Raw genomic sequence first — 22,062 nt, 5'->3', positions numbered from 1 at the left:
ACGGCGGCCTCGGCGTCGAGCGCGGCGGCCAGGTCGGCGGGGGCGACGTGGACGACGCGGAGCTCGGGTGCGGCCGTGTCCGCGTCGAGCGGCCGCTGGCAGGGCTCGCCGCCGATGCCGGGGTAGATCGTGCGCAGCGGCTCATGGCGGGCCACCAGGTCGGCCACCGCGAGCCGCAGCGCGGCGACGTCGAGCGGGCCGCGCAGGCGCAGGGCGAGCGGCAGGTTGTAGGTCGCGGACGCCCCTTCGAGATGATGCAGGAACCACAGGCCGCGCTGCCCGGCCGACAGCGGCACCCGTTCCGGTCTGGGCAGGGCGGCGAGCGCGAGCCCAGCATCGGGAGCTTCTGAGCTCTCCGCGCAGCGCTCGGCCAGTGCGGCGGGCGTGGGTGACTCGAACAGGGCCCGCAGCGCCAGCTCGACGCCCAGCTCGGACCTGACCCGGCCGACGAGGCGGGTGGCGAGGACCGAGTGCCCGCCGAGCTCGAAGAAGTTGTCGTCGATCCCGACGCCGGGCACGCCGAGGATCTCGGCGAACAGGCGGCACAGCGCCTCCTCGCGCGGCGTGCGGGGTGCTGCGCCGGAGGTCGCCTGCCACGCCGGCGCGGGCAGTGCGTGCCGGTCGAGCTTGCCGTGCGCGGTCAGCGGCAGGGCGTCGAGACCGACCACGGCCGAGGGCGTCATGTACCCGGGCAGCCGCCGCCCGGCGTGCGCGAGCAGGCCGGCCGCGTCCACCGAGCGGGGCGTCACGTAGGCGACGATCCGCTGGTCGCCCGGCTGGTCCTCACGCACGACCGCCGCGACCTGCCCGACCTCTGGGAAGGCGCCCAGCACGGCCTCGATCTCGCCGAGTTCGACCCGGTGGCCGCGGATCTTCACCTGGCCGTCGGCGCGGCCGGCGAACTCCAGCACCCCGTCGGGGCGGCGGCGTCCCAGGTCGCCCGTGCGGTACATGCGCTCGCCCGGGGCGCCGGACGGATCCGGCACGAACCGCTCGGCGGTCAGCCCGGCCCGGCCGAGGTACCCCCTGGCCAGACCCGCGCCGGAGATGTACAGCTCGCCGACCTCGCCCGGCGGTATCGGGCGCAGGGCCTCGTCCAGGACCTGGATGCGGGTGTTGTCCATGGGCAGTCCCAGGGGCAGGACGCCGTCGGGCACCTCGGTCCCGGGCTCGATGCGGTGTTCGGCCACGTTGACGGTCGCCTCGGTGGGGCCGTACACGTTGAGCACCGTGACATCGGGATGCCGCTCCCGCCACGCGCGCAGCGCCTCGCCGCGCAGTGCCTCGCCGCCGAACATCAGCTCGCGGGTCGGGGAGAAGCGCTCCGGCAGCACCTCCAGGAGGGGCAGGTGGCTGGGCGTGGCCTTGAGGAAGGTACAGCCGCCGTCCTGCGAGCCGTCCTGTGAGTCGTCCAGCGCGGCGACGCGCACGCAGCCGCCCGCCGCCAGCGCGGCCCACAGCGAGGTCACGGTCATGTCGAAGGAGACCGACGAGTGCCACAGCGACTCGCCGCGCAGGCCCGGGTAGGTCCGCAGCGACCAGAGCAGATAGTCGGTGAGAGCCCGGTGCTCGACCACGACGCCCTTCGGCGTGCCGGTGGAGCCGGAGGTGTAGACGACGTAGGCAGGGTGCGCGCCGGGAACGATGTCCGGCAGCTCGCCGCCCTCGAGGTCCGTACCGTGCAAGAGCATCTGGTCGACGCCGGTCCCGGCCAGTGCCGCTCCGGTCGCGGCGTCGGTGAGCAGGCAGACCGGCCGGGCGCCGGACAGCATGAGCGCGATCCGCTCGCGCGGGTAGTCAAGGTCGATCGGCAGGTACGCCGCCCCGGCCTTGAGCACGGCCAGCAACGCCACCACCAGGTCGGCCGACCGGGGCAGCGCGACCGCGACGATCGACTCCGGCCCCGCGCCGCGGGCGGCCAGGCGGCGGGCCAACTGGGTGGCCCGGCGGTCGAGGTCGGCGTAGGTCAGCTCGTCGCCCCCGCACCTGACCGCGGGCGCGTCCGGTGCGCGCCGCGTCTGGGCGGCGATCAGCCCGGGAAGCCACTGACCCGATTCGGCGGCGTTCAGCGGGTCTCGCTCTACCATCGTGGCGGCCATCGTTGACTCCTTATGCTTTCGGGCGAAATATCGAGCTGAGCGTAGAAAAGCGAATTTTCGCCTGGATATCGGCTGCTTAATTGCTGGATCGGGGCGTCAATTTCACCTGCAGGCTCGTTATTCCGCTCAGCAGGTTGGAATGCAGGCGTTCGGGCTCGGCGGTGATGTGCATCTCGTCGACGAGGTCGCGCAGCGCTTCGAGCATCGCGCCGATCTCGGTGCGGCCCAGGTAGGCGCCGAGGCAGAAGTGCGGCCCGTACCCGAAGCTGGCGTGCCGGTTGGGGGTGCGGGCCAGGTCCAGGCGCTCGGCGTCGGTGAAGACGTCCTCGTCGCGGTTGGCGGCGGAGTTCCAGAGCGTGACGATGTCGCCCGCGGCGATCTCCTGCCCCCTGACGGTGACGTCGCGCACGGCCGTCCTGCCGAAGTGCATGGCGGGGCTGACCCAGCGCAGGATCTCCTCGACGGCGCTCTGCACGCTGACCTCGCCGCTCTTGAGCGCGGCCCACTGGTCGGGGTTGGCGGACAGGGCGGGCACCATGCCGATCATGGTGAGGCGGCTGGTCTCGTCGCCGCCGATGATCAGGCTGTAGCAGTTGAACACGACGTCGTCGGGCGAGACCGGCCGGCCGTCCACGACGGCCTGGACCAGCGTGGAGATGACGTCCTCGCGCGGCTTAGCGCGGCGCTCGGCCACCAGGTCGTCGAAGTAGAGGAGGATCTCGTTACGCGCCATTAGCGACTCCTCGGCGGCCTCCTCGGGGTCGTCGCTCTCGGTGTCGCTGCTGAGCGCGGTCTTGGTGAGGCGCAGCAGGAGGTCGCGGTCGCCGTCCGGGACGCCCAGCAGGTCGGAGATCGTGTTGATCGGGATCTTCTCCGCCACGTCCGCGGCGAAGTCGCAGGTACCCAGGTCGAGCCCGGCGCGGACGCGGTCTCGGGTGTTGGCCCGCACGCGCTCGGCCACGTAGGCGAGCGCGCGCGGCGAGAACGCCTTGAGCAGGACGTTGCGCAGGTCCTGGTGGCGTTTGCCGTCCGTCACCGCCAGCATCCGCCCGACCGCCGAGTCGCCCCCGGCCAGCAGGGTGGTCAGCACGTTGCCGCGTTCGGAGGAGTAGTTCTCGGCGTCCTTGTAGACGGCCACGACGTCGTCGTACTTGGTCAGTGCCCAGAAGCCGGAGTTTCCGCCTCGGGGGGCGTTCCAGAAGACGGGCGCCTCGCGGCGCAGGCGCCGCCAGATCTCGTACTGGTCGTGCTCGCGGAACGTGCGCGGATCGGCCAGGTCCAGTTCGCCCAGGTCGCGGGGGAGCTCAGGCATCGGGGCCGTCCACGAGGATCAGGTCCATGTGGACGCCTTCACGCAGCGGCACGATCTCGGCGTACTCGGGCGAGGCGTACCAGCGTCTGGCGTGCTCCGCGCTGGGGAAGCGCATCACCGACAGGTGCGTGGGCTGCCAGTCCCCTTCGAGCACGTCGAACGCGCCGCCGCGGATGGCGAAGCCGCCGCCGTACGCCTGAAGGGTGGCCAGCACCTTCGCGCGGTACTCCGCCATCTTCTCCTTGTCGGGGATGGCGGCGACGTTGCCGATGACGAACGTGGTCATTGTTCCTCCTGGTCGTGAAGTTCGCCGCTCATGAAGATCACCGCGCGGCCGTCGAGCGCGACGCGGTCGCCGAGGAGCGTCACGCGCACGTGTCCGCCCCTGGGCGAGATCTGGTGGCCGAGCAGGTCGCTCCGCCCCAGCCGGGCGCCCCAGAACGGGCCCAGGCAGCAGTGCGCCGAGCCGGTCACGGGGTCCTCGTTCACGCCGTGGCGCGGTGCGAAGAACCGCGAGACGAAGTCGTGCTCGCCCGGATCCCCGCTGGTCCGGCCCGCTGTCACGATGACGCCGCGTACCGGGAAGGCCGCGAGCGCGGCGAAGTCCGGCTCCAGCGCCGCCACCTCCGCCTCCTCGGCCAGCTCGACGAGGTAGTCGAACCGGTTCTGGCCGGTCCAGATGGGCCGCGCGCCCAGCGCGGCGGCCAGGCCGGCGGGCTCCTCGATCGGCTCGGGCGGCTCGGCGGGCAGGTCGAGCCTGATCCCGTGCTCGCCTCGCTCGGTCTCCAGCACTCCGCTGCGGGTGCGGAAGCGCAGCCGGGCCCGCGAATCCCCTTCGCGCTCCCAGAGCACGTGGGCCGCGGCCATGGTGGCGTGCCCGCACAGGTCCACCTCCCCGCCGGGGGTGAACCAGCGCAGGCCGATGCCGTCGCCGCCGCCCGACCGGTCCACGAACGCGGTCTCCGACAGGTTCAGCTCCGAGGCCACCGACTGCATCCAGCGGCGGTCGCGCGGCCGGTCCAGCAGGCACACCCCCGCCGGGTTGCCGCCGAACGCCCGCGACGCGAAGGCGTCCACCACGAAGATCTTCATGACGCCGGGAAGGCGACGTGGACGCCGAGCCCCGACTCCCGCGCGGCCCTGGCCGCCGCGAAGCCCGCGACGACGTCCTGCGCGGCCATGCCGAGGGACTTGTAGAGGGTGATCTCCTGGTCGTCGCCGCGGCCCGGGTGCCGGCCGAGCAGCACCTCGCCCAGCTCCGCGCGTACGTGATAGGGCCCGATCAGGCCCTCCTCCAGGGGCGCCAGCAGGTCGGTCGACTCGGCGGCGGCCGACTCCCTGCTGTCCACGAACACCGCGCACCGCGCGACCGCCGCCGAGTCCAGCTCCCTGGCTCCTCGCACGGACGCCCCGACCGCGTTGACGTGCGCGCCGGGCGCGAGGTCGCGGCCGGCCACGACCGGCGCGCTCGCGGAGGTGACGGTGCAGACCAGGTCCGCGCCCTCCAGGGCGGCCGCGGCCGAAGGCATGACCTCGACCGGCACGTCGAGCCAGGTGCCGGCCCAGCGCTGCAGGTCCGCCGCGGTGCTGGGGCTGTACACGCGGACCCGCCGCAGCGGCCGTACCGCCGCCAGGGCCTCCAGGTGGCTGCGGGCCTGCACACCGGCGCCGATGAGGGCCAGGTCGCCCGCCTCCGGCCGGGCCAGCGCGTCGGTGGCGGCCGCCGACACGGCGGCGGTGCGTACGGCCGTCAGCTCGGCGGCGTCCAGCATGGCCATCGGGTAGCCGGTCTCCGGGTCGAACACGATCACCACGCCGACGTGCGCGGGCAGTCCCCTGGCGGGGTTGCCGGGCCGCAGCGAGATGGCCTTGATGGCGTACCCGAAGCCGGGAACGTGGCTGGGCATCGCGGCGAAGACGCCGTCGTCCGACTCCGGCCGTAGCACGGAGCGCAGCGGCTGCGTCACCTCCCCCGCGCTGTAGGCGCGCATGGCGCCGGCCATCAGGCCGATCGCCTCTTCGATGGGCAGGGCCTTGCGCACGGCCTGGCCGTCGAGGAACAGCATGGTCCTCTCCTTCCTGTCAGCGGGGGTCAGTCGGCGGCGACGAACACGGACCACAACATGCGGATCGGGCGGGTCCGGGAGATGAACTCCAGCCCGTACGTCTCCACGGACGGCGCGGTGGTGAGCGCGAGATCGGTGGAGCCGCCGCTGACCGCCATGGCCGCGGCGCTCGTCGAATTCATGATCAGCACCTTGCCCGGCCGGTAGTGCGCCGGCAGGAGCTGCGCGATGAGCGGGGCCGGGGCCGGATGCGTGGCGATCGTCGGCTCGGCCGGCACCATGTGGGGCCCGCGGGACTTGGCCAGCCCGTACAGCGGGGTGTCCATGATGAACGCCCCGGCCAGGGCCATCCGGGTGTCCATGTAGAACTCGTTGACGCACCGGTAGGCGTTGGCCACGACGAAGTGGCTGACGCGCCCGTCGAGCAGCGCCTGGGCGGCCTCCTCGTACGTGTCGAGCAGGTGGATCTCCGGCTCCCCCAGTGCCGGGGAGAGTCGCTCCCACAGCAGGGCGGCCGCCGTCTCGCTGCTCGTGCCCACGGGGCCGAGCGTCGCGATCGCCTCGAGCTTCACGCGGTTGTGCGTGTCGAGGTCCATCCAGCCAAGTGGTTCCGTGTCGGTCTGGTTCATGCGTTCGCCACCGCTTCTTCACAGCCGGCTTGCACCGGGGTGAGCCATCCGTGGGTGTCCTCCCGCTCGGCGCGGACGGTCTGGCCGTACCGGCGGGCGAGGTGGGTGGTAACGGGTCCCGGCGCGCCGGCGCCGATGGGCCGCCCGTTGATCTCGATGACGGGGGTGACGCCGATCCCGGTGCCGGTGAGGAACACCTCGTCGGCCAGCAGCAGGTCCGCCGGATGCAGGGGCGACTCCGCGGCGGGCAGTCCCAGCTCGGCGGCCAGGGTGAGCACGGTGTCCCTGGTGATCCCGGGCAGGATGTCGGCGTCGGCGGGCGGCGTGGCCAGCCGGCCGCCCCGCACCACGAACACGTTGGCCGTGCTCGCCTCGGCGACCTGTCCCGCCTCGTTCAGCAGGATCGCGTCGTCGAAGCCGGCGGCGCGGGCGTCTTCCACGGCCAGCGCGTTGTTGACGTACGCGCCGGTCACCTTGGCCTGCACGGGCAGCGCGGCGCGGCTGGGCCGCCGCCACGAGCTGATCAGGCACCGCAGGCCACCGGGCGGAGCGTAGGCGCCGAGCCGGGAGGCCACGATGGTCACGGCGTCGGACACGCCGCCCAGGTTCACACCCGGCGGAGTGCCGGGCAGCAGGCCCAGCTTGTACGCCAGCGGCCGGACGTACACGTCGCCCTGATCGCCGTTGCGCCGCAGCAGCTCGACGGTCACGTCCGCCAGCTCGTCGGCCGTCAGACCGGGATCGATGCGCAGCAGCCGGCACGAGCGCAGGAAGCGCCGGTAGTGGTCCTGTACGCGGAACAGGTGGGCGCCCTCGCCCCCGGGCGTGGCGTACGCCCTGATCCCCTCGAACACACCGGTGCCGTAGTGCAGGCCCTGAGTCGTCGGCGGCAGCCGTACCTCGGCGAACGGCGTGAACTCGCCGTCGTGGTAGACCCAGCGGCCGGGCAGGGGCCGCATCACCGCCTCCGGGCGGCGAGGGCGTGGGCTGCCTGCGCCTCACGCTCGTCCCGGGCGCCGAGGCGGCCGGAGCGGCGGTCGACCACCCGGGCGGCCTTCCAGCTCACCATGGCTCCGGTGCTGGTGATGGCGCCGGGGTCGCCGAAGGAGACGACCAGCTCGGCGCCGAGCCTGTCACGGCACTCCTCGCCGGCCAGGAGCAGCCCGGGGTCGTCGGGGCCGACCTCGCCGTGCAGCAGCAGGCCGATGTGCTCGTCCGCCAGCACGATCTGGTAGTCGAGGTAACCGCGGATGTGCCGCAGCAGCAGGTCCTCCAGGTCGTAGCCGGTGATGCGGCGGCCGTTGATCTCCAGCTGGTCGCCGACGCGGCCGAGCACCTCCACCCGGGACGCGGGCACACTCGCGCCCGGCGCTGCGGGGCTCATCCGCACCATGTCGCCGGTCCGGTAGCGGATCAGCGGCTTGGCGCCCTGGTACAGGTTCGTGATCACCAGCTCGCCCTGCCGCACGCCGTCCGGGCCCGGCTGGGCGGGAAGGGTGGTCTCCGGGTCGATGACCTCGTAGTAGTTGATCAGCGGCGCCGTGTAGAGCGCGCCGTCGGCTCCCGCCGCGGCCAGCACCGACGCCTCCTGCGAGGCGTAGAGCGCGTTGTAGGCGCGGGCGCCCCACAGCTCGCCGATGTTGGCCAGCAGACTCGGCGAGGCGAGCTCGCCGGTGAGCATGAACACGTCGAGCGAGAAGTCGGCACGTGGGTCGAGCCCGGCCTCGACCGCCTTCTTGGCCAGCGACAACGCCATCCCGGGCGTGCAGAACAGGCCGGTGATCGGCAGCAGGCGCATGACCTCCAGCGCCCGGTCGAACCCGATCATCGGCGAGTGCGGCCACATCTTGGCCACCGCGAGGCCGAGGTTGCGGCAGACGTCGCCGAAGGTGTCGCCGGTGGCGTGCAGCTCGGAGGGGCCGGAGACGCCGATCACCTGCCGATCGCCGTACTGGTCGAACACGGTGCCGTAGTAGGCGGTGAGCACGCTGTTGTTGTGCAGGGTGTCGACGTTGTCGCGGGGGCACGGCGTGGAGATCCCGGTCGTGCCGGTGGTCTCGTAGAAGATCCACGCCTCGTGCATCGGGCGCGACAGCATGTCCATGCCGGCGTCGCGCAGGTCCTGTTTGGTGGTGAACGGCACGCTCGCGAAGTCGTCGCCCTCGGCCAGGCCGTCCAGCCGGGCTCGGTAGAACGGCGAGCGCCGCCCGGCGTACGCGAGCGTCGCCCGCAGCCGTTCGGCCTGGTGCTCGGCCAGGCGATCGGCGTCCCAGCGGCCGGCCAGGAGATCGCGGTGCTGCTCGGACAGGGATCTCGCCAGGTCGGCGAGCTCCGGATGGTAGACGGTGAACATCTTTAATCCCTCACTCCTCGAGATCTGCGACGACCCAGTCGCTGATTTCCCGCCACTGCCGCACGGACTGCTGATGGAAGGGGTGGACCAGGTACCGCTGCAGGGCCTCCTCGTCGGAGACCAGGCCCATGACGACGAAGTCGTAGGCGATGTCGCGGTCGGAGACGTTCCTGCCGACCCGCCATTCCAGGAGGTCGCCCACCTGCCGGCCGACCTCGGCCGCCATCCGCTCGGCCCGGACGACGCACTCGTCCCGCCAGGTGAACTGCGGCTTCAGCTTGAAGAGCACGATGTGCCTGATCACGATCGCTCACCCGCTTCCATCAGAAGGCTGGGAACCGCCGCCTCGAGCCGCGCACTGAGCTCCCGGACGGTCCTGCCCCGCGCGATCACGTGTCCGAGCCGGTCGTACGCGCTGCGCGGCGGCGACACGCGCGTCCCGGGCTCGGCGGTGACCACGACGCTCTCCACGCCGGGCAGCAGCTCGGCCTCCCGCCAGCCGGCGGCCGTGCGCAGCACACCGGCGCGTTCGGCGGTCAGGAAGCGCACGCCCGCGTACCCGCGGCGCCTGGTCGCGAGTGTCACCGGCATGCCGGCCGCGCCGCGGAGCTGCTGTTCGAGCAGGTCGAGGCCGTCCACGAGGCGGACCAGCTCCGGGATCATGCCGCCGGCCAGGCGCGGGTTGATCTCGACGATCGCCACGCCGTCCGGCAGCAGTTTCACTTCCGTGTGGGTGGGGCCGTCCCTGACGCCGACCGCCGCGAGCGCCGCCTGCGTGGTCGCGACGATCGCCTCGCCCTCAAGGGGGGCGAGCGGGGCCGGGTAGACGTGCCCGGACTCCACGAAGTACGGGTGTCCGGTCACCGTCTTGGCCACGACGCCCACGCAGGTCGGCTCCCCGCGTACGTGGAAGGTCTCGACGCTGAACTCGGGACCCCGCAGGTACTCCTCCAGGAGCACCGCCCCCGCGGACGCCTGACCGCGCACGTTCGTCCGCACCGCCAGCACCTGGCCGACGTGGTCGAGCGCCTCCTCCTCGCTCTCGCAGAGCCGTACGTGCTCCGACCCCGAGCCGTCCACCGGCTTGGCCACGCACGGCAGCCCGACCCGCGCGAGCGCGCTAGGGACCTGGCCCGGCTCCGTGATCACCTCGAACCTGGGCTGCCGCACCCCCGCCCCGGCCAGCGCCCGGCGCATCCTGCCCTTGTCACGGCAGAGCCGGACGACCTCCGGCGGATTGCCGGGCAGGCCCAGAGCGGCCGCCAGCTCGGCGGCGGCGGCCACGTAGAAGTCGCTGGTCGTGGTCACGCCGCACAGCCGGTCGGCCCAGCGGGCCACGGCCGCGCGCAGCGCTGCCGTGTCGTTGGTGTCGCAGAGCACCACCTCGGCCCCGGCGCCGGCCAGCCCGCGGTAGCGCTCGGGACGGCCGGTGAAGAACAGCGGCTCCAGCCCGAGGTCCCTGGCGGTCCTGAGCGCCATCATCCCGGTGCCGGTGGTGTTGGCCTCTATGAAGGCAAGGCAGCGGCGCATCTCGACTCCCTGCGTCTCGATCCTGGGAAGCAGTACGACCAGCCGTGCACCGTCTCTGACGCGGGCACCTCCACGGGCGCGCCGGCGGCGGGCAGGCGGTGCAGCTCTTTCTCCAGCCAGTGCGTCTCGTCGTAGACGGTGGCGGCGTAGCGATCGCCGCGATCGGCCATGATGGCCACGATCTTGGTTCCGGGCGGCTCGACGGCCGCCAGGTGGCTGAGCACCCGGTAGACCGAGCCTGAGGTGTTGCCGCCGAAGATCTGCTGCTCGGCGGCGAGGGCCAGGGTCGACTCGAACGCCTCGCGGTCGTTGAGCCAGTGCACCTCGTCGATCACCGAGTGGTCGACGTTCGCCGGCACCAGGCTGTTGCCCAGCCCGCCCTGCAGGCGGCCGGGCCGGTCGGGCTGGCCGAAGATGACGCTGCCGACGCAGTCCACCCCCACCGTCCACAGCTCCGGCAGGCTCTCGCGCAGCGCCTTCGCGGTGCCGCACAGCGACCCGCCGCTGCCCACCGCGCCGACCAGCACGTCCACGTGCCCGAGGTCGGCGATCAGCTCCTCGGCCAGCGTGCGGTAGGCCCGCGGGTTGTCCGGGTTGCTGTACTGCTGGGGCCAGAAGGAGCCGGGCAGCGTGGCCCGCAGCTCCGCCAGCCGCTCCAGCCGGGCGCTCTGCCAGCCCTGCGCGGTCATCCGCTCCACGATGTGCACGAAGCAGCCCAGCGCGCGCAGCTTGGTCAGGGTGATCGGGTCGATCCGCGGGTCGGTGACGATGTGCACCGGGTGGCCGAGGGCGGTGCCGACCAGGGCGACGCCCAGCGCCATCGTCCCGGACGAGCTCTCCACGATGGGCGCGCCCGGGAGCAGTTCCCCGCTCTCGCGCGCGGCCAGGACGACCTGCCGCGCGACGCGGTCCTTCATGGCGAACGGGTTCTGCAACTCGAGCTTGGCGTACGCCCCTGTCCCTGGCAGGGCGAGCCTGACCAGCGGGGTGTGCCCGATGGCGGCGATCATGTCCTGGTGAAGCATCGAACCTCCTCGGGCACGGCGAGCGAGTGATAGACGTGGGCGTGGCCGGCCAGCCGGACGCAGGCCCGCCTGGCCCGGTCGAGCTGGTCGGGGAAGCGCGGATCGGCGTCGTCCAGCAGCAGCCCGACGGCGGTGCCGCTGTGCGCGACCGCGAGGCCGAGCCCGCCGACCGCCTCGCAGACGGCCCGCATCGGCTCGATCGTGCGCTTGGGGTTGAGCCGCTGGTTCAGCACGGCGCTGCGGGTGGCGACCCGGCCGATCTCCCTGGTGTCGCCCGACGCCACGGCCACGACCAGCGTGTCCAGCAGCCGCTCGTACTCCCGCAGGTCGGCCGGGGCGAACGGCTTGGGCAGCCGGTTGAAGGCGATGGTGTCGACCTTGCCGCCCTCGTCCACGCTGACGATCGTCATCGGCGGCAGGTGGCCCAGCCTGGCCAGCAGGCGGACCTCGCGGTGCAGGAAGGCGACGACGCCGTCGTACATGACGCCGTCGGTGGGCTCGATGGGCCGCAGCAGCGCCTCGATCTCGGCCGGGTCCGGCGTGGCGCCGACGGCCTCGCCGACGGCGCGGGCGGTGGCCACCAGGTCGGCCGAGGAGCTGCTGAAGCCCTTGCCCTCGGGCAGGTCGCTCTCCACCGTCAGCACGCCGCCGCAGCGCGCGCCGCGCAGCTCCAGCAGGTTCTTGGCGGCCCTGAGCGACTTCAGCTTGTGCGCCGGCCGGACCTCGACCTCGTCGGTGCCGAGGTCGAGGTGGAAGACCGCGCGGCTGGAGCGCGGGATGGGCAGCGTGACGAGGAAGTCGACGGAGCCGGTCAGCCGGCCCTGCAGGAGCTCGCCGAAGGTGCCGTACGCGATGCCGGTGCCGATCACGACCCCTCCCCCAATCCGAGCAGCTCGTTCACGCGGGCCGGTGCGCTCCGCGCGACGTCGCGGCGGGCCGTCCACTCCTGCTCCAGCGCCGCCAGCTCCCGCTCCTGGCCGGCCAGCATCCGCCGGACCGACTCCGGCGCCGTCGAGCCCGCGGACCGCTTGCGCCGCAGCTCGGCCTCGGGCGTGTACAGGTCCGCGAGCAGCCCGCCGGGATCCCGGAGCGGATGGCCGTGCTCCCGCGCGATCGCGGCCAGCAACCCGGCGCCGGCGGACCCGTTGCGGCTCTGCCCGGGATGCCCGGCGGACCCGTCTTCGGAGGCGGCGGCCGCCGCGGTGATGTAGCGGCCGGCGACCACCTGGGCGGTCCGCCAGGGCACGCCCTCCTCCAGGGTCAACCGGTTGGCCAGGGAGAACCCGCCGAGGAACTCACCCGTGCAGCCGGCCAGCCCCCGCTCCGCGGGGAAGATCATGTGGCGCAGCGCCAGCGTGAGCAGCCGCAGCGCGCTCTCCAGCGACTGCGTCGCGGTCACGAGCTGCGCGCCGCCCTCCTTGGCGGCCTCGACCGTGTTGCTGTACGGCGTGCCCCGCTGGGCGGCCGACGCGTCGACGTACCAGGACAGCAGGTGCGCGGTCTTGCCACGGATGCGTTCGAAGATCGGATAGTTCTTCTTCTGCGGCATCGCCGAGGAGATTCCGGCCAGCTCGTCGGGCAGCTCGACGAGGCCGTGCCGCCCGCCCGCCCACGTCATCAGGTCCGTCACGAACCGGTTCAGGCCGGTGGCGGAGGTCGCGCACTCGCCGGCCAGCTCCAGCAGCCACGCGCGGGAGGCGACACTGGCCAGGGCGTGCGTCACGGGCCCGGTGAAGCCGAGCAGCCCCGCCATGGCATCCCTGTCCCAGGGCAGTTCCTGCCCGGCCATGGCGCCGGAGCCCAGGGGCGAGCGGCCGGCGTGGTCGTAGGTCGCCAGCAGCCTGCGCGCGCTGTGCAGCAGGTGCTCCACCAGCGCGCTGAGGTAGAAGCCCGGCGTGATGACCTGAGCCGCCTGCAGATGCGTGTATCCGGGCATCGGCGCCTCGGTGTGGCCGGCCGCCAGCTCGTGCGCGGCGGCGGCGCAGGCGAGCAGTTCCCCGGCGATCCGCAGCATCCGTTCCCGGCCGAACATGAGCTGCGCGCAGGCCTGCGCGTCGTTCCTGCTGCGGTCGACGTGCCAGGCGGGCGCCGGGTTCGCCCGGCTCACCAGGCGTTCGATGCCGAACGACAGATCGGACATGTTCTCGTGCGGATCGGCCGTGAGCTCCCCGGGCTCGATCCCGTCGAGCACGCGGGCGATCACGCGGGTCTCACTCTCGGTGAGGATGCCCATCCGCTGGTACTCGACCAGGAGCACCTTCTCGATGTGCAGGTAGTGCGGCAGCAGGTGCCGCACGTCGTGGGAGAACTGCGGCTCGAGCACTTCCTCGTGCAGGAGAATCGCGGGGGCGTCGCCAATCCGGCCCGTCAGTCTAGCCATGCCGGAAAAGCTAGGGGCGCTCCTTATCAAGCCGTTTTCAGGCGTTTATGAAATGCCGACGATATGCCGCGAATAAACGGCGTCCATAACCTCCCGGTATAGCCGAAGGAGGTGGCTCGGGTGGACCTGGAAAACCCTCAGGAGGCGGCCGCGCCGACGCGCGTGCCACGGTGGCACGGCTCGGCGGGCGAGACCGTACGGACCGGGACGGGCGAGGTGACGGTGTCGCTGCGTCCCGGCCTGCTCGCCACGGCCGGTGGACCGCTGCCCGCGGTGCTGCTGGCCGCGCACGCCAGGGTGCTGGCGACGCTGGCGGGCGAGACCCGCGTGGTCACCCATTACCGGCCCGAGGGGGCCGCCGTAGCGGTGACGTGCCGCCTCGACGTGCGGGACGGCTCCTGGGAGGAGCTGATAGACGCGGCGGGCTACGCCCCGTACCAGAATGTCGCCCCGGCGGCCGGGCCCGTGGAGACCGTCCTGGACCTGGACGGCCACGACGATAGCTCGGACGCCGTGCTCCGGGTGGGCGTGGACGTGCCCGGGGAGCGGATCCGGCTGCGTTACCGCCGGGACGCGATGGACGGCGGGCACGCCACCAGGATCGCCGGCTACTACCGGCGGGCGCTGGAGCTGCTGGCCGGCGATCGGGCCGCCCCCCACGGCGGGCGGAGCCTGCTGTCGGACGCGGAGCTGCGCCACCAGCTCGATGTGCTCGCCGGAGCGCCGCGTGAGCTGCCGGACCGCCGCTTCCACGAGCTGTTCGAGGAGCGGGTACGCCGCCACCCCGGCGTCATCGCCGCCGAGTGCGGCCCGACCGCATGGACGTACGCCGAACTCAACGCCCGCGCCAACCGGATCGCCTGGACGCTCCTCGACCACGGCCTGGCCGCCGAGGACGTGGTGGCCGTGGTCGGCGAGCGTGACCTGGACTGGATGGCCTCCGTCATCGGCGTGTTGAAGGCGGGCGGGGTGTACCTGCCGGTCGAGCCGCACTTCCCGGCCGAGCGGGTGGCCACGATGCTGGAGCGCTCCTCCTGCCGCCACGTCCTGGCCCCCGGCCCGGTCGCGGGCGGCCGGCCGGTGATCACGTACGCGGACTGTCAGGCCCATCCCCGCGACCGCGACCCCGAGGTTCCGGTGGCGGCCGGCCAGGGTGCCTACATCTACTTCACCTCCGGCTCCACCGGCCTGCCCAAGGGGGCCTTGTGCGAGCACGCGGGCATGCTCAACCATCTCTACGCCAAGATCGACGATCTGGAGATCGCCCCCGGGCAGGTGGTCGCGCAGACCGCCCCGCAGTGCTTCGACATCTCGCTCTGGCAGCTCCTGGCCGCTCCGCTCGCCGGGGGGCGCACGCTGATCGTCGAGCAGGACGTCGTGCTCGACGTGCGCCGCTTCGCCGCGACGATGGCCGAGCGCCGGGTCAACGTCGCGCAGCTCGTCCCGTCGTACCTGGAGGCCGTGCTCACGCACCTCGACGACGAGCCGCGCGACCTGCCGGACCTGCGTTTCCTGTCGGTCACCGGGGAGGCGGTGAAGAAGGAGCTGCTCTCCCGCTGGTTCGCCCGCTTCCCGGGAGTGGGGGTGCTCAACGCGTACGGGCTGACCGAGACGCACGACGACACCAACCACGAGCTGCTGCGCCGGCCCCCTGACGGAGATGGCGTGCCGATCGGGGCGCCGATCCGCGGCGCGCGCGTCTACGTCCTGGACGAGGGCGACCGGCCGGTCCCGCTCGGCTCGCCCGGTGAGATCGCCTTCTCCGGGCGCTGCGTGGCGCGCTGCTACGTCGGCGACCCGGAGCGCACGCTGCTGGCGTTCGCCGACGACCCGAACCGGCCGGGCGAGCGCCTGTACCGGTCGGGCGACTTCGGATACTGGCGGCCCGACGGCAAGCTGGCCTACCTCGGCCGCAGGGACGGGCAGGTCAAGATCCGCGGGCATCGGATCGAGCTCGGCGAGGTCGAGAGCGCGCTGGCGGACGTCCCGGGGATCCGCGACGGCGCGGTGGTCGTGGCCGAGACGGCGGACAGCGGACGGCGGCTCGTCGCCTTCTACACGGCCGATCCGACCCTCTCCGAGGACATGGCGCGGGCCGCGCTGTCGGGGACGTTGCCGGCGTACATGGTGCCCGCGCGGGCGCACTGGATGGAGTCGTTGCCGCTGACCGCGAACGGGAAGATCGACAAGAGGCGGCTGGCCGGGCTGGCGCGGGAGCTGTGGCAGGCGCCGTCGGCGTACGAGCCGCCCGTGACCGAGACCGAGCGGCGCCTGGCCGCGCTGTGGGCCCAGGTCCTGCGCGTTCCCGAGGACCGTGTCGGGCGCGGCGACGACTTCTTCGCCCTGGGCGGGACGTCGCTGTCGGCGATCGGCTTCCTGGCCAAGCTGGGCGTGAAGGCCGCCCCCAAGACGCTCGCCGCGTACCCCGTGCTCGCCGACTTCGCAGCATTCATCGATGGAGGTAGCCACGACATGCCCGACACCGCGCTCATCCCTGAGCGAGCCGACCCTGAGCCACTGGCCTCCGACCGGCCACCCTGGCCGGCGTCGGCCACCGACCGGCCGGCCGCGCCGGTGTCCGTCCGCGACCACCCGCCCACGCTGGCCCTGACCCCGGGCCGGCCACCCGTGCTCACCGCGCCGGCCGGAGCGGACGTCGCCTGGCTGCGCGAGCAGGACCCCGCGGCGCTCGTCGCCGAGCACGGCGCGGTCCTCGTCCGGGGACTCGCCCTGGACGGGCTCCCGGCCATGCGGCGCGTGGCGGACGAGCTGCTGGGCGAGCCGATGCCCGAGCGGGAGGGCTTCGCCCCGCGCCACGATCACGGCGGCGGGGTGTACTCCTCCTCGCTCTGGCCCCCGGACCAGCCGATGTGCATGCACCACGAGCTGAGCCACCTGGTCGAGCCGCCCCGGTCACTGCTGTTCGGCTGCCTCACGGCGCCCGCGAGCGGCGGGATCACCGCGCTGGCCGACGCCGCGGCCGTGCTGGAGCGGCTGCCCGGCGAGCTGGTCGAGCGGTTCGAGCGCGAAGGCTGGGTGCTGACCCGGCACTACGGCGACGACATCGGGGTGCCCTGGCAGGAGGCCTTCGGCACCACCGATCCGGCCCGCGTGGAGGCGTACTGCCGGGACAACGGGATCGAGGCCGAGTGGCGGGACGGCGAGCTGTCGACGCGGCAGCGCGGGCCCGCCGTGATCACCCACCCCATCACCGGGCGGCGCTGCTGGTTCAACCAGGTCGCCTTCCTGAACGCCTGGACGATGAGCCCGGAGGTGCGCGAGTACCTCGTGGAGATGTACGGCCCCGACCGCCTGCCGTTCAACACCTTCTACGGCGACGGCGCGCCGATCGGCCCCGAGGAGGTCGAGCTCATCAACAAGGTCTACGAGACGTGCACGGTACGCGAGCCGTGGCGCGACGGCGACCTGATGATCGTCGACAACCTGCGCATGGCCCACAGCCGCGAACCCTACGAGGGCCCGCGCGAGGTCCTGGTGGCCATGGGCCACCCCACGGCGGTGACCCGATGAACGGCGGCGGGATCGTCGTCGAGGGCCTGACCAAGCGTTTCGGCGAGGTGGCGGCGCTCAAGGGCGTCGATCTCGACGTGCCCGCCGGAACCGTGCTGGGCCTGCTCGGCCCCAACGGCGCCGGCAAGACCACCATCGTCAGGATCCTGTCCACCCTGGAGCGCCCGGACTCGGGCCGCGCCGTGGTCGCCGGGCACGACGTCGTGCGCGACCCCCAGAGCGTCCGGCAGGTGATCGCGGTCGTCGGCCAGTACGCCACCGTCGACGAGGGCATCTCGGGCCGAGAGAACCTCTACATGCTGGCCCGGCTGCTCGGCGAGAGCCCGCGCCGGGCCAGGGCCCGCGCCGACGAGATGCTGGAGCTGTTCAGCCTGAGCGCCGCCGGCGGACGCAGGGCGAAGGACTACTCCGGCGGCATGCGCCGCCGCCTCGACCTGGCCGCCAGCCTGATCGGCCGCCCGGAGATCCTCTACCTCGACGAGCCGTCCACCGGACTCGACCCGCGCAGCCGCAAGGAGCTGTGGGACGTCATCCGCACCATGACCGACGACGGCATGACCCTGCTGCTGACCACCCAGCACATGGAGGAGGCCGAGGTGCTCGCCGACGACGTGGTCGTGGTGGGCCACGGCCGGGTCATCGCCCGCGGCACCCCCAAGGAGCTGCGCTCCAAGGTCGGCGGCCAGCTCCTGTACGTGCAGACCGCGCTGGGAGACCTGGCCGAGGCACGGGCCGCGCTGGTGGGCGCCGGTCTGACCCCGGTCGCCGCACCGCCCGACGCGCCCGACGCGTCCGGGGAGAACGTGCTGCACATGGCACTGGCCCGCGACGGCGACCTGACCGCCGCCCTGCGGGCCCTGGCCGGCGCCAACGTCACGGTCTCCGGGTTCGGCACCCGCACGCCCAGCCTCGACGAGGTCTTCCTCGCGCTGACCAGGGAGGATTCATGAGCCGCTCGCTCAAGGACGCGTTCAGGGACGCCGCCGTGATGGCCCGGCGCAACCTCGTCCAGATCAAGGGCGAACCCGGCCTGCTGCTCGACGCCACGATCACCCCGGTGGTGATCTCCGTGATCTTCGTCGCGGTGTTCGGCGCCGCCATCGCGGGCAACGTGACGAACTACGCCCAGTATTTCATCCCGGGCATCATGGCCATCAACCTGATGATCATCTCCAGGACCACGGGCGTCGGGATGTCCGTGGACTTCAACTCCGGGGTCGTCGACCGGTTCCGCTCGCTGCCCATCTCCAGGTCGGCGGTGCTGTCGGGCCGGGTCATCGCCGACAGCCTGCGGATGCTGCTGAGTCTCGTCGTCATCATCGGCTGCTCGACGCTCATCGGGTTCCGGCTGCTCGGCGGGATGGCGGGCACGCTCGGCGCGGTCGCGCTGCTCATGGGGTTCGGCATCGCCATGTCGTGGATCGCGGTCTTCATCGGGGTCTCCGTCCGCAGCATCACGACCGTCTCCACGGTGACCTCACTGTGGGTGCTGCCCTTCCAGTTCGGTAGCTCCGCGTTCGTGCCGACCGACGGCATGCCCGCGTGGCTGCGTGTCTTCGCCGATCTCAACCCCATCACGCTGGTCGTGGACGCCTCGCGCGGGCTGCTCGACGGCCATGCCAGCCCGCAGTCGATCGCCGGCGCGATCGCCTGGATCACCGCGATTCTCGTGGTGTTCGCCCCTCTGTCGGTCGCGCGCTTCTACCGGCGCGCGTGACGCATTCACTCAGGTGCGCAAGTCAATTCACGAGAACGGATGGTTTCCCATGCTCAAGAGAATTGTCATCGTCGGCGGCGGAACTGCGGGCTGGATGACGGCCGCGTATTTGCGGGCGGCGTTCGGGAGCAACATCGCGGTCACCGTGGTCGAGTCGAAGAGAATCGCGCCGATCGGCGTCGGCGAGGCCACTTTCAGCACCATTCGGCATTTCTTCGGCTTCCTCGGGCTGCGTGAGGAGGACTGGATGCCGAAGTGCAACGCGACGTACAAGCTCGGCATCCGGTTCGAGAACTGGCGAGAGCCCGGCCACCACTTCTACCACCCGTTCGAGCGGCTGCGGGTCGTCGACGGCTTCCCGCTGACGGACTGGTGGGTGCACAAGCGGCCCGGCGACCGTTTCGACCGGGACGCGTTCCTGATGGCGGCCATCTGCGACGCCGAGCGCTCGCCGCGCTACCTCGACGGCCGCCTGTTCGAGCAGGACTTCGTGGAGAACCCCGAGCCCGAGAACATCCGGACCACGCTGTCGGAGCAGGGCACCCAGTTCCCCTACGCCTACCACTTCGACGCGGCGCTGCTGGCCGGGTTCCTGGCCGAGCACGCCATGGAGCGGGGTGCCGTACAGATCCTCGACGACGTCCTGGATGTGGGCCGCGACCAGCGCGGCTGGATCTCCCACGTGCAAACGCGGGAGCACGGCCAGGTCGAGGGCGACCTGTTCATCGACTGCACCGGCTTCCGCGGCCTGCTCATCAACCAGGCGCTGGAGGAGCCGTTCGTCTCCTTCCAGGAGAACCTGCCGAACGACAGCGCCGTCGCGCTGCGCGTGCCGGTGGACATGGAACAGCGGGGGCTGCGGCCCTGCACCACGGCCACCGCCCAGGAAGCGGGCTGGATCTGGACCATCCCGCTGTACGGCCGCATCGGCACCGGCTACGTGTACGCCAGCGACTACTCCTCACCGGAGGAGGCCGAGCGCACGCTGCGGGAGTTCGTCGGGCCCGAGGCGGACGACATGGAGGCCAACCACATCAAGATGCGCATCGGCCGCACCCAGCGGTCCTGGGTGGGCAACTGCGTGGCCATCGGCCTGTCCAGCGGCTTCGTCGAGCCCCTGGAGTCCACCGGGATCTTCTTCATCCAGCACGGCATCGAGCAGCTCGTCAAGCACTTCCCGGCCGGCGACTGGGACCCCGTGCTCCAGGACGCGTACAACCGGTCGGTGGCGCAGGCCATCGAGGGGGTGCGCGAGTTCCTCGTCCTGCACTATCGGGGTGCCGCGCGCAATGACAACCAGTACTGGCGCGACGCCAAGACCAGGGCGGTCCCGGACGGGTTCGCCGAGCGCCTGGAGCAGTGGCATTCGAAGCTGCCCACGGAGTCCTCGATCTTCCCCCACTACCACGGCTTCGAGGCGTACTCCTACCTGGCGGTCCTGCTCGGCCTCGGCGGGGAGCCGGTCAAGCCGGCGCCGGCGCTGGCGCTCATGGACGGCACGGCGGCCGACAAGGAGTTCCAGCTGATCAGGGACCAGTCCAGGGACCTGGTCAAGAGCCTGCCCAGCCAATACGAATACCTCTCCCAGATGCACTGATGGCCATGACAACCCTGCTCGTGGCCGTGGCCACCGTTGTTGTCGTCCTCGTCGCGCGGCTGCTCGCGCGCCTGACCCGCCAGCCGGAAGTGGTCTTCGAGATCGCGCTCTGCCTGGCCTTCGGTGGCCTCCTGCTGCCGTACGTGGAATGGGGCGGCCTGCCCTGGGCCGGGCCGCCCGATCTGGGGCTGCTCGGCCAGGCCGGGCACCTGGGCGTGGCCCTGTTCCTGGTGGGCACGGCGCACGGGATGCGCGCGGGCCTCGACCGCCGCCTCATGCGGGCCGTCACGTGCCTGTCGGTCGGCTCGGCCGTCGTCCCGCTGGCCACCGGCGGCCTGGTGGCGTGGTGGTTGATCGACAGCGGCGACCCGGCGCTGCGCGGCGGTGCGCCCGCGGGCGCGTTCACGCTGATGGTGGCGGTCGCGCTGACGGTCACCGCGGTGCCCGTCCTGGCCGGGATCCTGCGGGATCGCCGCATGGAGCACACCGAGGAGGGGCGCCTGGCGCTGCTGAGTGCCTCGGGCATCGACGTCGTGACGTGGGTGCTGCTCGCGATCGCTCTTGGGACGGCGCACAGCGGTGGCCCGGCCGCCGCGCTGGTCGTGCTGGTGGCGGGGGCGGGCGCCGCGCTGCTGCTGCGGCGGCTGGTGCCGCACTCGCTGGCGGGCAGGTTCCCCCGGGCGGTGCCGGTCGTGGTGGGCGCCATCGCGTGGGCGGCGGCCACCGCGACCGGTCGCTTCGGACTCACCGAGGTCTTCGGCGCGGTGCTCGTCGGCCTGTCACTGCCCGCGGAGGAGGGTCCTGGCCCGTGGGCGAGGGTGGCGGAGCTGCTGGGACGGATCGGCCGCACGATGCTGCCGGTGCTCTTCGTCAGCACCGGCGCCGCGATGGCACTGGCGCCCGGCAGCACCTTCTCCTGGCAGGCGGCGGTGGCGATCACCGTCGTGGCGATCGCGGCCAAGGTGGGCGGCAGCTACGCGGGGGCCCGCGTCGGGGGCCGGTCGCCGGCCTCCGGCATGCGGATCGCCGTGCTCATGAACACGAGAGGCCTGACGGAGATCGTCATCCTGCAGGCCGGCTACAGCGCCGGTCTCCTGCCGGCGGGGCTGTACCTGGCGTTTCTCCTCATGGCCCTGTTCACGACCGGACTCAGCGGCGTGCTGCTGAACGTGGCCGACCGATACGTGCCGATCGCGAAGGGCGGTCTCATGGAAGCGAACATCACACCGGCCGCGAGGTGGTGACACGGCATGACCGTACTCCGAAGTGAGGCCACGATCCCGCCCACGGAGCGCCTCCCCGGCCGCTTCCGCGGCTTCATGGCCGGCTTCCCGAGCGGAGTGGCGATCATCACCGCCACGGACCGGCAGGGCAAGCAGTGGGGCATGACCTGCTCGGCGATGTGCAGCGCGAGCGTCGAGCCGCCGACGCTGATCATCGGCGTCCGCGCGGCGAGCCCGACGCTGCGGGCGCTGCTCGACAGCGGGAGCTTCGCCGTCAACCTGCTGCACGAGCGGGCCAGGGAGACGGCGGAACTGTTCGCCTCCGGGGATCCGGACCGCTTCGACCTGGTGGCGTGGGAGCACGAGAGCGGGTATGGCGGTGCGCACCTGTACGAGGCGGCGCACTCGGTGGCGGACTGCCGGGTGAGCCAGAGCGTGCTGGTCGGGCCGCAGCGCATGGTGTTCGGCGAGCCGTTCCGCATCTCCACCCTGACCGAGGCCCGACCCCTGCTGTACGGCATGCGCCGCTACGGCCGCTGGTCGGCCGCCGGCTGACGGAGGCCGCTGGTCGGCCGGCGGCTGGGCGCGGGCCCCCGGCTC

19 protein-coding genes are annotated in these 22,062 nt (G+C 72.4%); 6 read left to right on the top strand and 13 right to left on the bottom strand.

What is annotated here, in order from left to right:
- The 13 genes from KME78_RS62490 to KME78_RS62430 form a co-directional block, all read right to left on the bottom strand.
- On the bottom strand, positions 1–2,099 hold a 2,099-nt coding region (locus KME78_RS62490), incomplete at its 3' end, for a non-ribosomal peptide synthetase (RefSeq protein ID WP_219539736.1).
- A gap of 76 nt (positions 2,100–2,175) precedes the next feature.
- Positions 2,176–3,411: a cytochrome P450 gene (locus tag KME78_RS62485; protein WP_219539735.1), complete on the bottom strand. Its 1,236-nt coding sequence runs from the start codon at positions 3,409–3,411 to the stop codon at positions 2,176–2,178.
- Positions 3,404–3,697 carry a DUF1330 domain-containing protein gene (locus KME78_RS62480; RefSeq protein WP_219539734.1) on the bottom strand — a complete coding sequence of 98 codons (294 nt, stop codon included), beginning with the start codon at positions 3,695–3,697 and terminating at the stop codon, positions 3,404–3,406. The genes KME78_RS62485 and KME78_RS62480 overlap by 8 nt, the downstream gene beginning before the upstream one ends.
- The gene (locus tag KME78_RS62475) at positions 3,694–4,503 is read right to left on the bottom strand and encodes a PhzF family phenazine biosynthesis protein (protein WP_219539733.1); all 810 of its coding nucleotides are present in this window, start codon (positions 4,501–4,503) and stop codon (positions 3,694–3,696) included. The genes KME78_RS62480 and KME78_RS62475 overlap by 4 nt, the downstream gene beginning before the upstream one ends.
- On the bottom strand, positions 4,500–5,477 hold the full coding sequence (locus KME78_RS62470; protein WP_219539732.1) for an ornithine cyclodeaminase family protein: 978 nt from the start codon (positions 5,475–5,477) through the stop codon (positions 4,500–4,502). Before KME78_RS62470 ends, KME78_RS62475 begins: the two co-directional genes overlap by 4 nt.
- A 26-nt stretch (positions 5,478–5,503) precedes the next feature.
- Positions 5,504–6,106: a hypothetical protein gene (locus KME78_RS62465; RefSeq protein ID WP_219539731.1), complete on the bottom strand. Its 603-nt coding sequence runs from the start codon at positions 6,104–6,106 to the stop codon at positions 5,504–5,506.
- Positions 6,103–7,065, bottom strand: a complete 963-nt coding sequence (locus KME78_RS62460) for a branched-chain amino acid transaminase (RefSeq protein ID WP_219539730.1) — start codon at positions 7,063–7,065, stop codon at positions 6,103–6,105. Before KME78_RS62460 ends, KME78_RS62465 begins: the two co-directional genes overlap by 4 nt.
- Positions 7,065–8,459, bottom strand: coding sequence for a phenylacetate--CoA ligase family protein (locus tag KME78_RS62455; protein WP_219539729.1), 1,395 nt, complete (start codon positions 8,457–8,459; stop codon positions 7,065–7,067). Before KME78_RS62455 ends, KME78_RS62460 begins: the two co-directional genes overlap by 1 nt.
- Before the next feature lie 10 nt (positions 8,460–8,469).
- The gene (locus KME78_RS62450) at positions 8,470–8,763 is read right to left on the bottom strand and encodes a Dabb family protein (protein WP_219539728.1); all 294 of its coding nucleotides are present in this window, start codon (positions 8,761–8,763) and stop codon (positions 8,470–8,472) included.
- Complete coding sequence (locus KME78_RS62445) at positions 8,760–9,989, bottom strand: ATP-grasp domain-containing protein (RefSeq protein ID WP_219539727.1); 1,230 nt, start codon at positions 9,987–9,989, stop codon at positions 8,760–8,762. The genes KME78_RS62450 and KME78_RS62445 overlap by 4 nt, the downstream gene beginning before the upstream one ends.
- Positions 9,965–11,014 carry a PLP-dependent cysteine synthase family protein gene (locus KME78_RS62440; protein WP_219539726.1) on the bottom strand — a complete coding sequence of 350 codons (1,050 nt, stop codon included), beginning with the start codon at positions 11,012–11,014 and terminating at the stop codon, positions 9,965–9,967. The genes KME78_RS62445 and KME78_RS62440 overlap by 25 nt, the downstream gene beginning before the upstream one ends.
- On the bottom strand, positions 10,996–11,883 hold the full coding sequence (locus KME78_RS62435) for a GHMP family kinase ATP-binding protein (RefSeq protein ID WP_219539725.1): 888 nt from the start codon (positions 11,881–11,883) through the stop codon (positions 10,996–10,998). Before KME78_RS62435 ends, KME78_RS62440 begins: the two co-directional genes overlap by 19 nt.
- Positions 11,880–13,394, bottom strand: a complete 1,515-nt coding sequence (locus KME78_RS62430; RefSeq protein WP_219539724.1) for an argininosuccinate lyase — start codon at positions 13,392–13,394, stop codon at positions 11,880–11,882. Before KME78_RS62430 ends, KME78_RS62435 begins: the two co-directional genes overlap by 4 nt.
- 120 nt (positions 13,395–13,514) lie before the next feature.
- Between KME78_RS62430 and KME78_RS62425 the strand changes: the two genes are divergently transcribed.
- The 6 genes from KME78_RS62425 to KME78_RS62400 are packed head-to-tail and all read left to right on the top strand — an operon-like array spanning position 13,515 to position 22,017.
- Positions 13,515–16,925 (top strand): amino acid adenylation domain-containing protein, encoded by a 3,411-nt coding sequence (locus tag KME78_RS62425; protein ID WP_219539723.1) that lies wholly within the window; start codon positions 13,515–13,517, stop codon positions 16,923–16,925.
- Positions 16,922–17,875: an ATP-binding cassette domain-containing protein gene (locus tag KME78_RS62420; RefSeq protein ID WP_219539722.1), complete on the top strand. Its 954-nt coding sequence runs from the start codon at positions 16,922–16,924 to the stop codon at positions 17,873–17,875. The genes KME78_RS62425 and KME78_RS62420 overlap by 4 nt, the downstream gene beginning before the upstream one ends.
- Positions 17,872–18,642 (top strand): ABC transporter permease, encoded by a 771-nt coding sequence (locus tag KME78_RS62415; protein ID WP_219539721.1) that lies wholly within the window; start codon positions 17,872–17,874, stop codon positions 18,640–18,642. The genes KME78_RS62420 and KME78_RS62415 overlap by 4 nt, the downstream gene beginning before the upstream one ends.
- A 49-nt stretch (positions 18,643–18,691) precedes the next feature.
- Positions 18,692–20,239 carry a tryptophan halogenase family protein gene (locus tag KME78_RS62410; RefSeq protein ID WP_219539720.1) on the top strand — a complete coding sequence of 516 codons (1,548 nt, stop codon included), beginning with the start codon at positions 18,692–18,694 and terminating at the stop codon, positions 20,237–20,239.
- A gap of 5 nt (positions 20,240–20,244) precedes the next feature.
- Positions 20,245–21,483 carry a cation:proton antiporter gene (locus KME78_RS62405; protein WP_219539719.1) on the top strand — a complete coding sequence of 413 codons (1,239 nt, stop codon included), beginning with the start codon at positions 20,245–20,247 and terminating at the stop codon, positions 21,481–21,483.
- A 6-nt stretch (positions 21,484–21,489) separates the two neighbouring features.
- Positions 21,490–22,017 (top strand): flavin reductase family protein, encoded by a 528-nt coding sequence (locus KME78_RS62400; RefSeq protein ID WP_219539718.1) that lies wholly within the window; start codon positions 21,490–21,492, stop codon positions 22,015–22,017.
- Positions 22,018–22,062 lie beyond the last annotated feature (45 nt).

The organism is Nonomuraea guangzhouensis (assembly GCF_019396345.1).
In the GTDB taxonomy this organism is placed as follows: domain Bacteria; phylum Actinomycetota; class Actinomycetes; order Streptosporangiales; family Streptosporangiaceae; genus Nonomuraea; species Nonomuraea guangzhouensis.
Note: the sequence above shows the minus strand (reverse complement) of the source record. Positions and strands in the feature narration are given on the sequence as shown.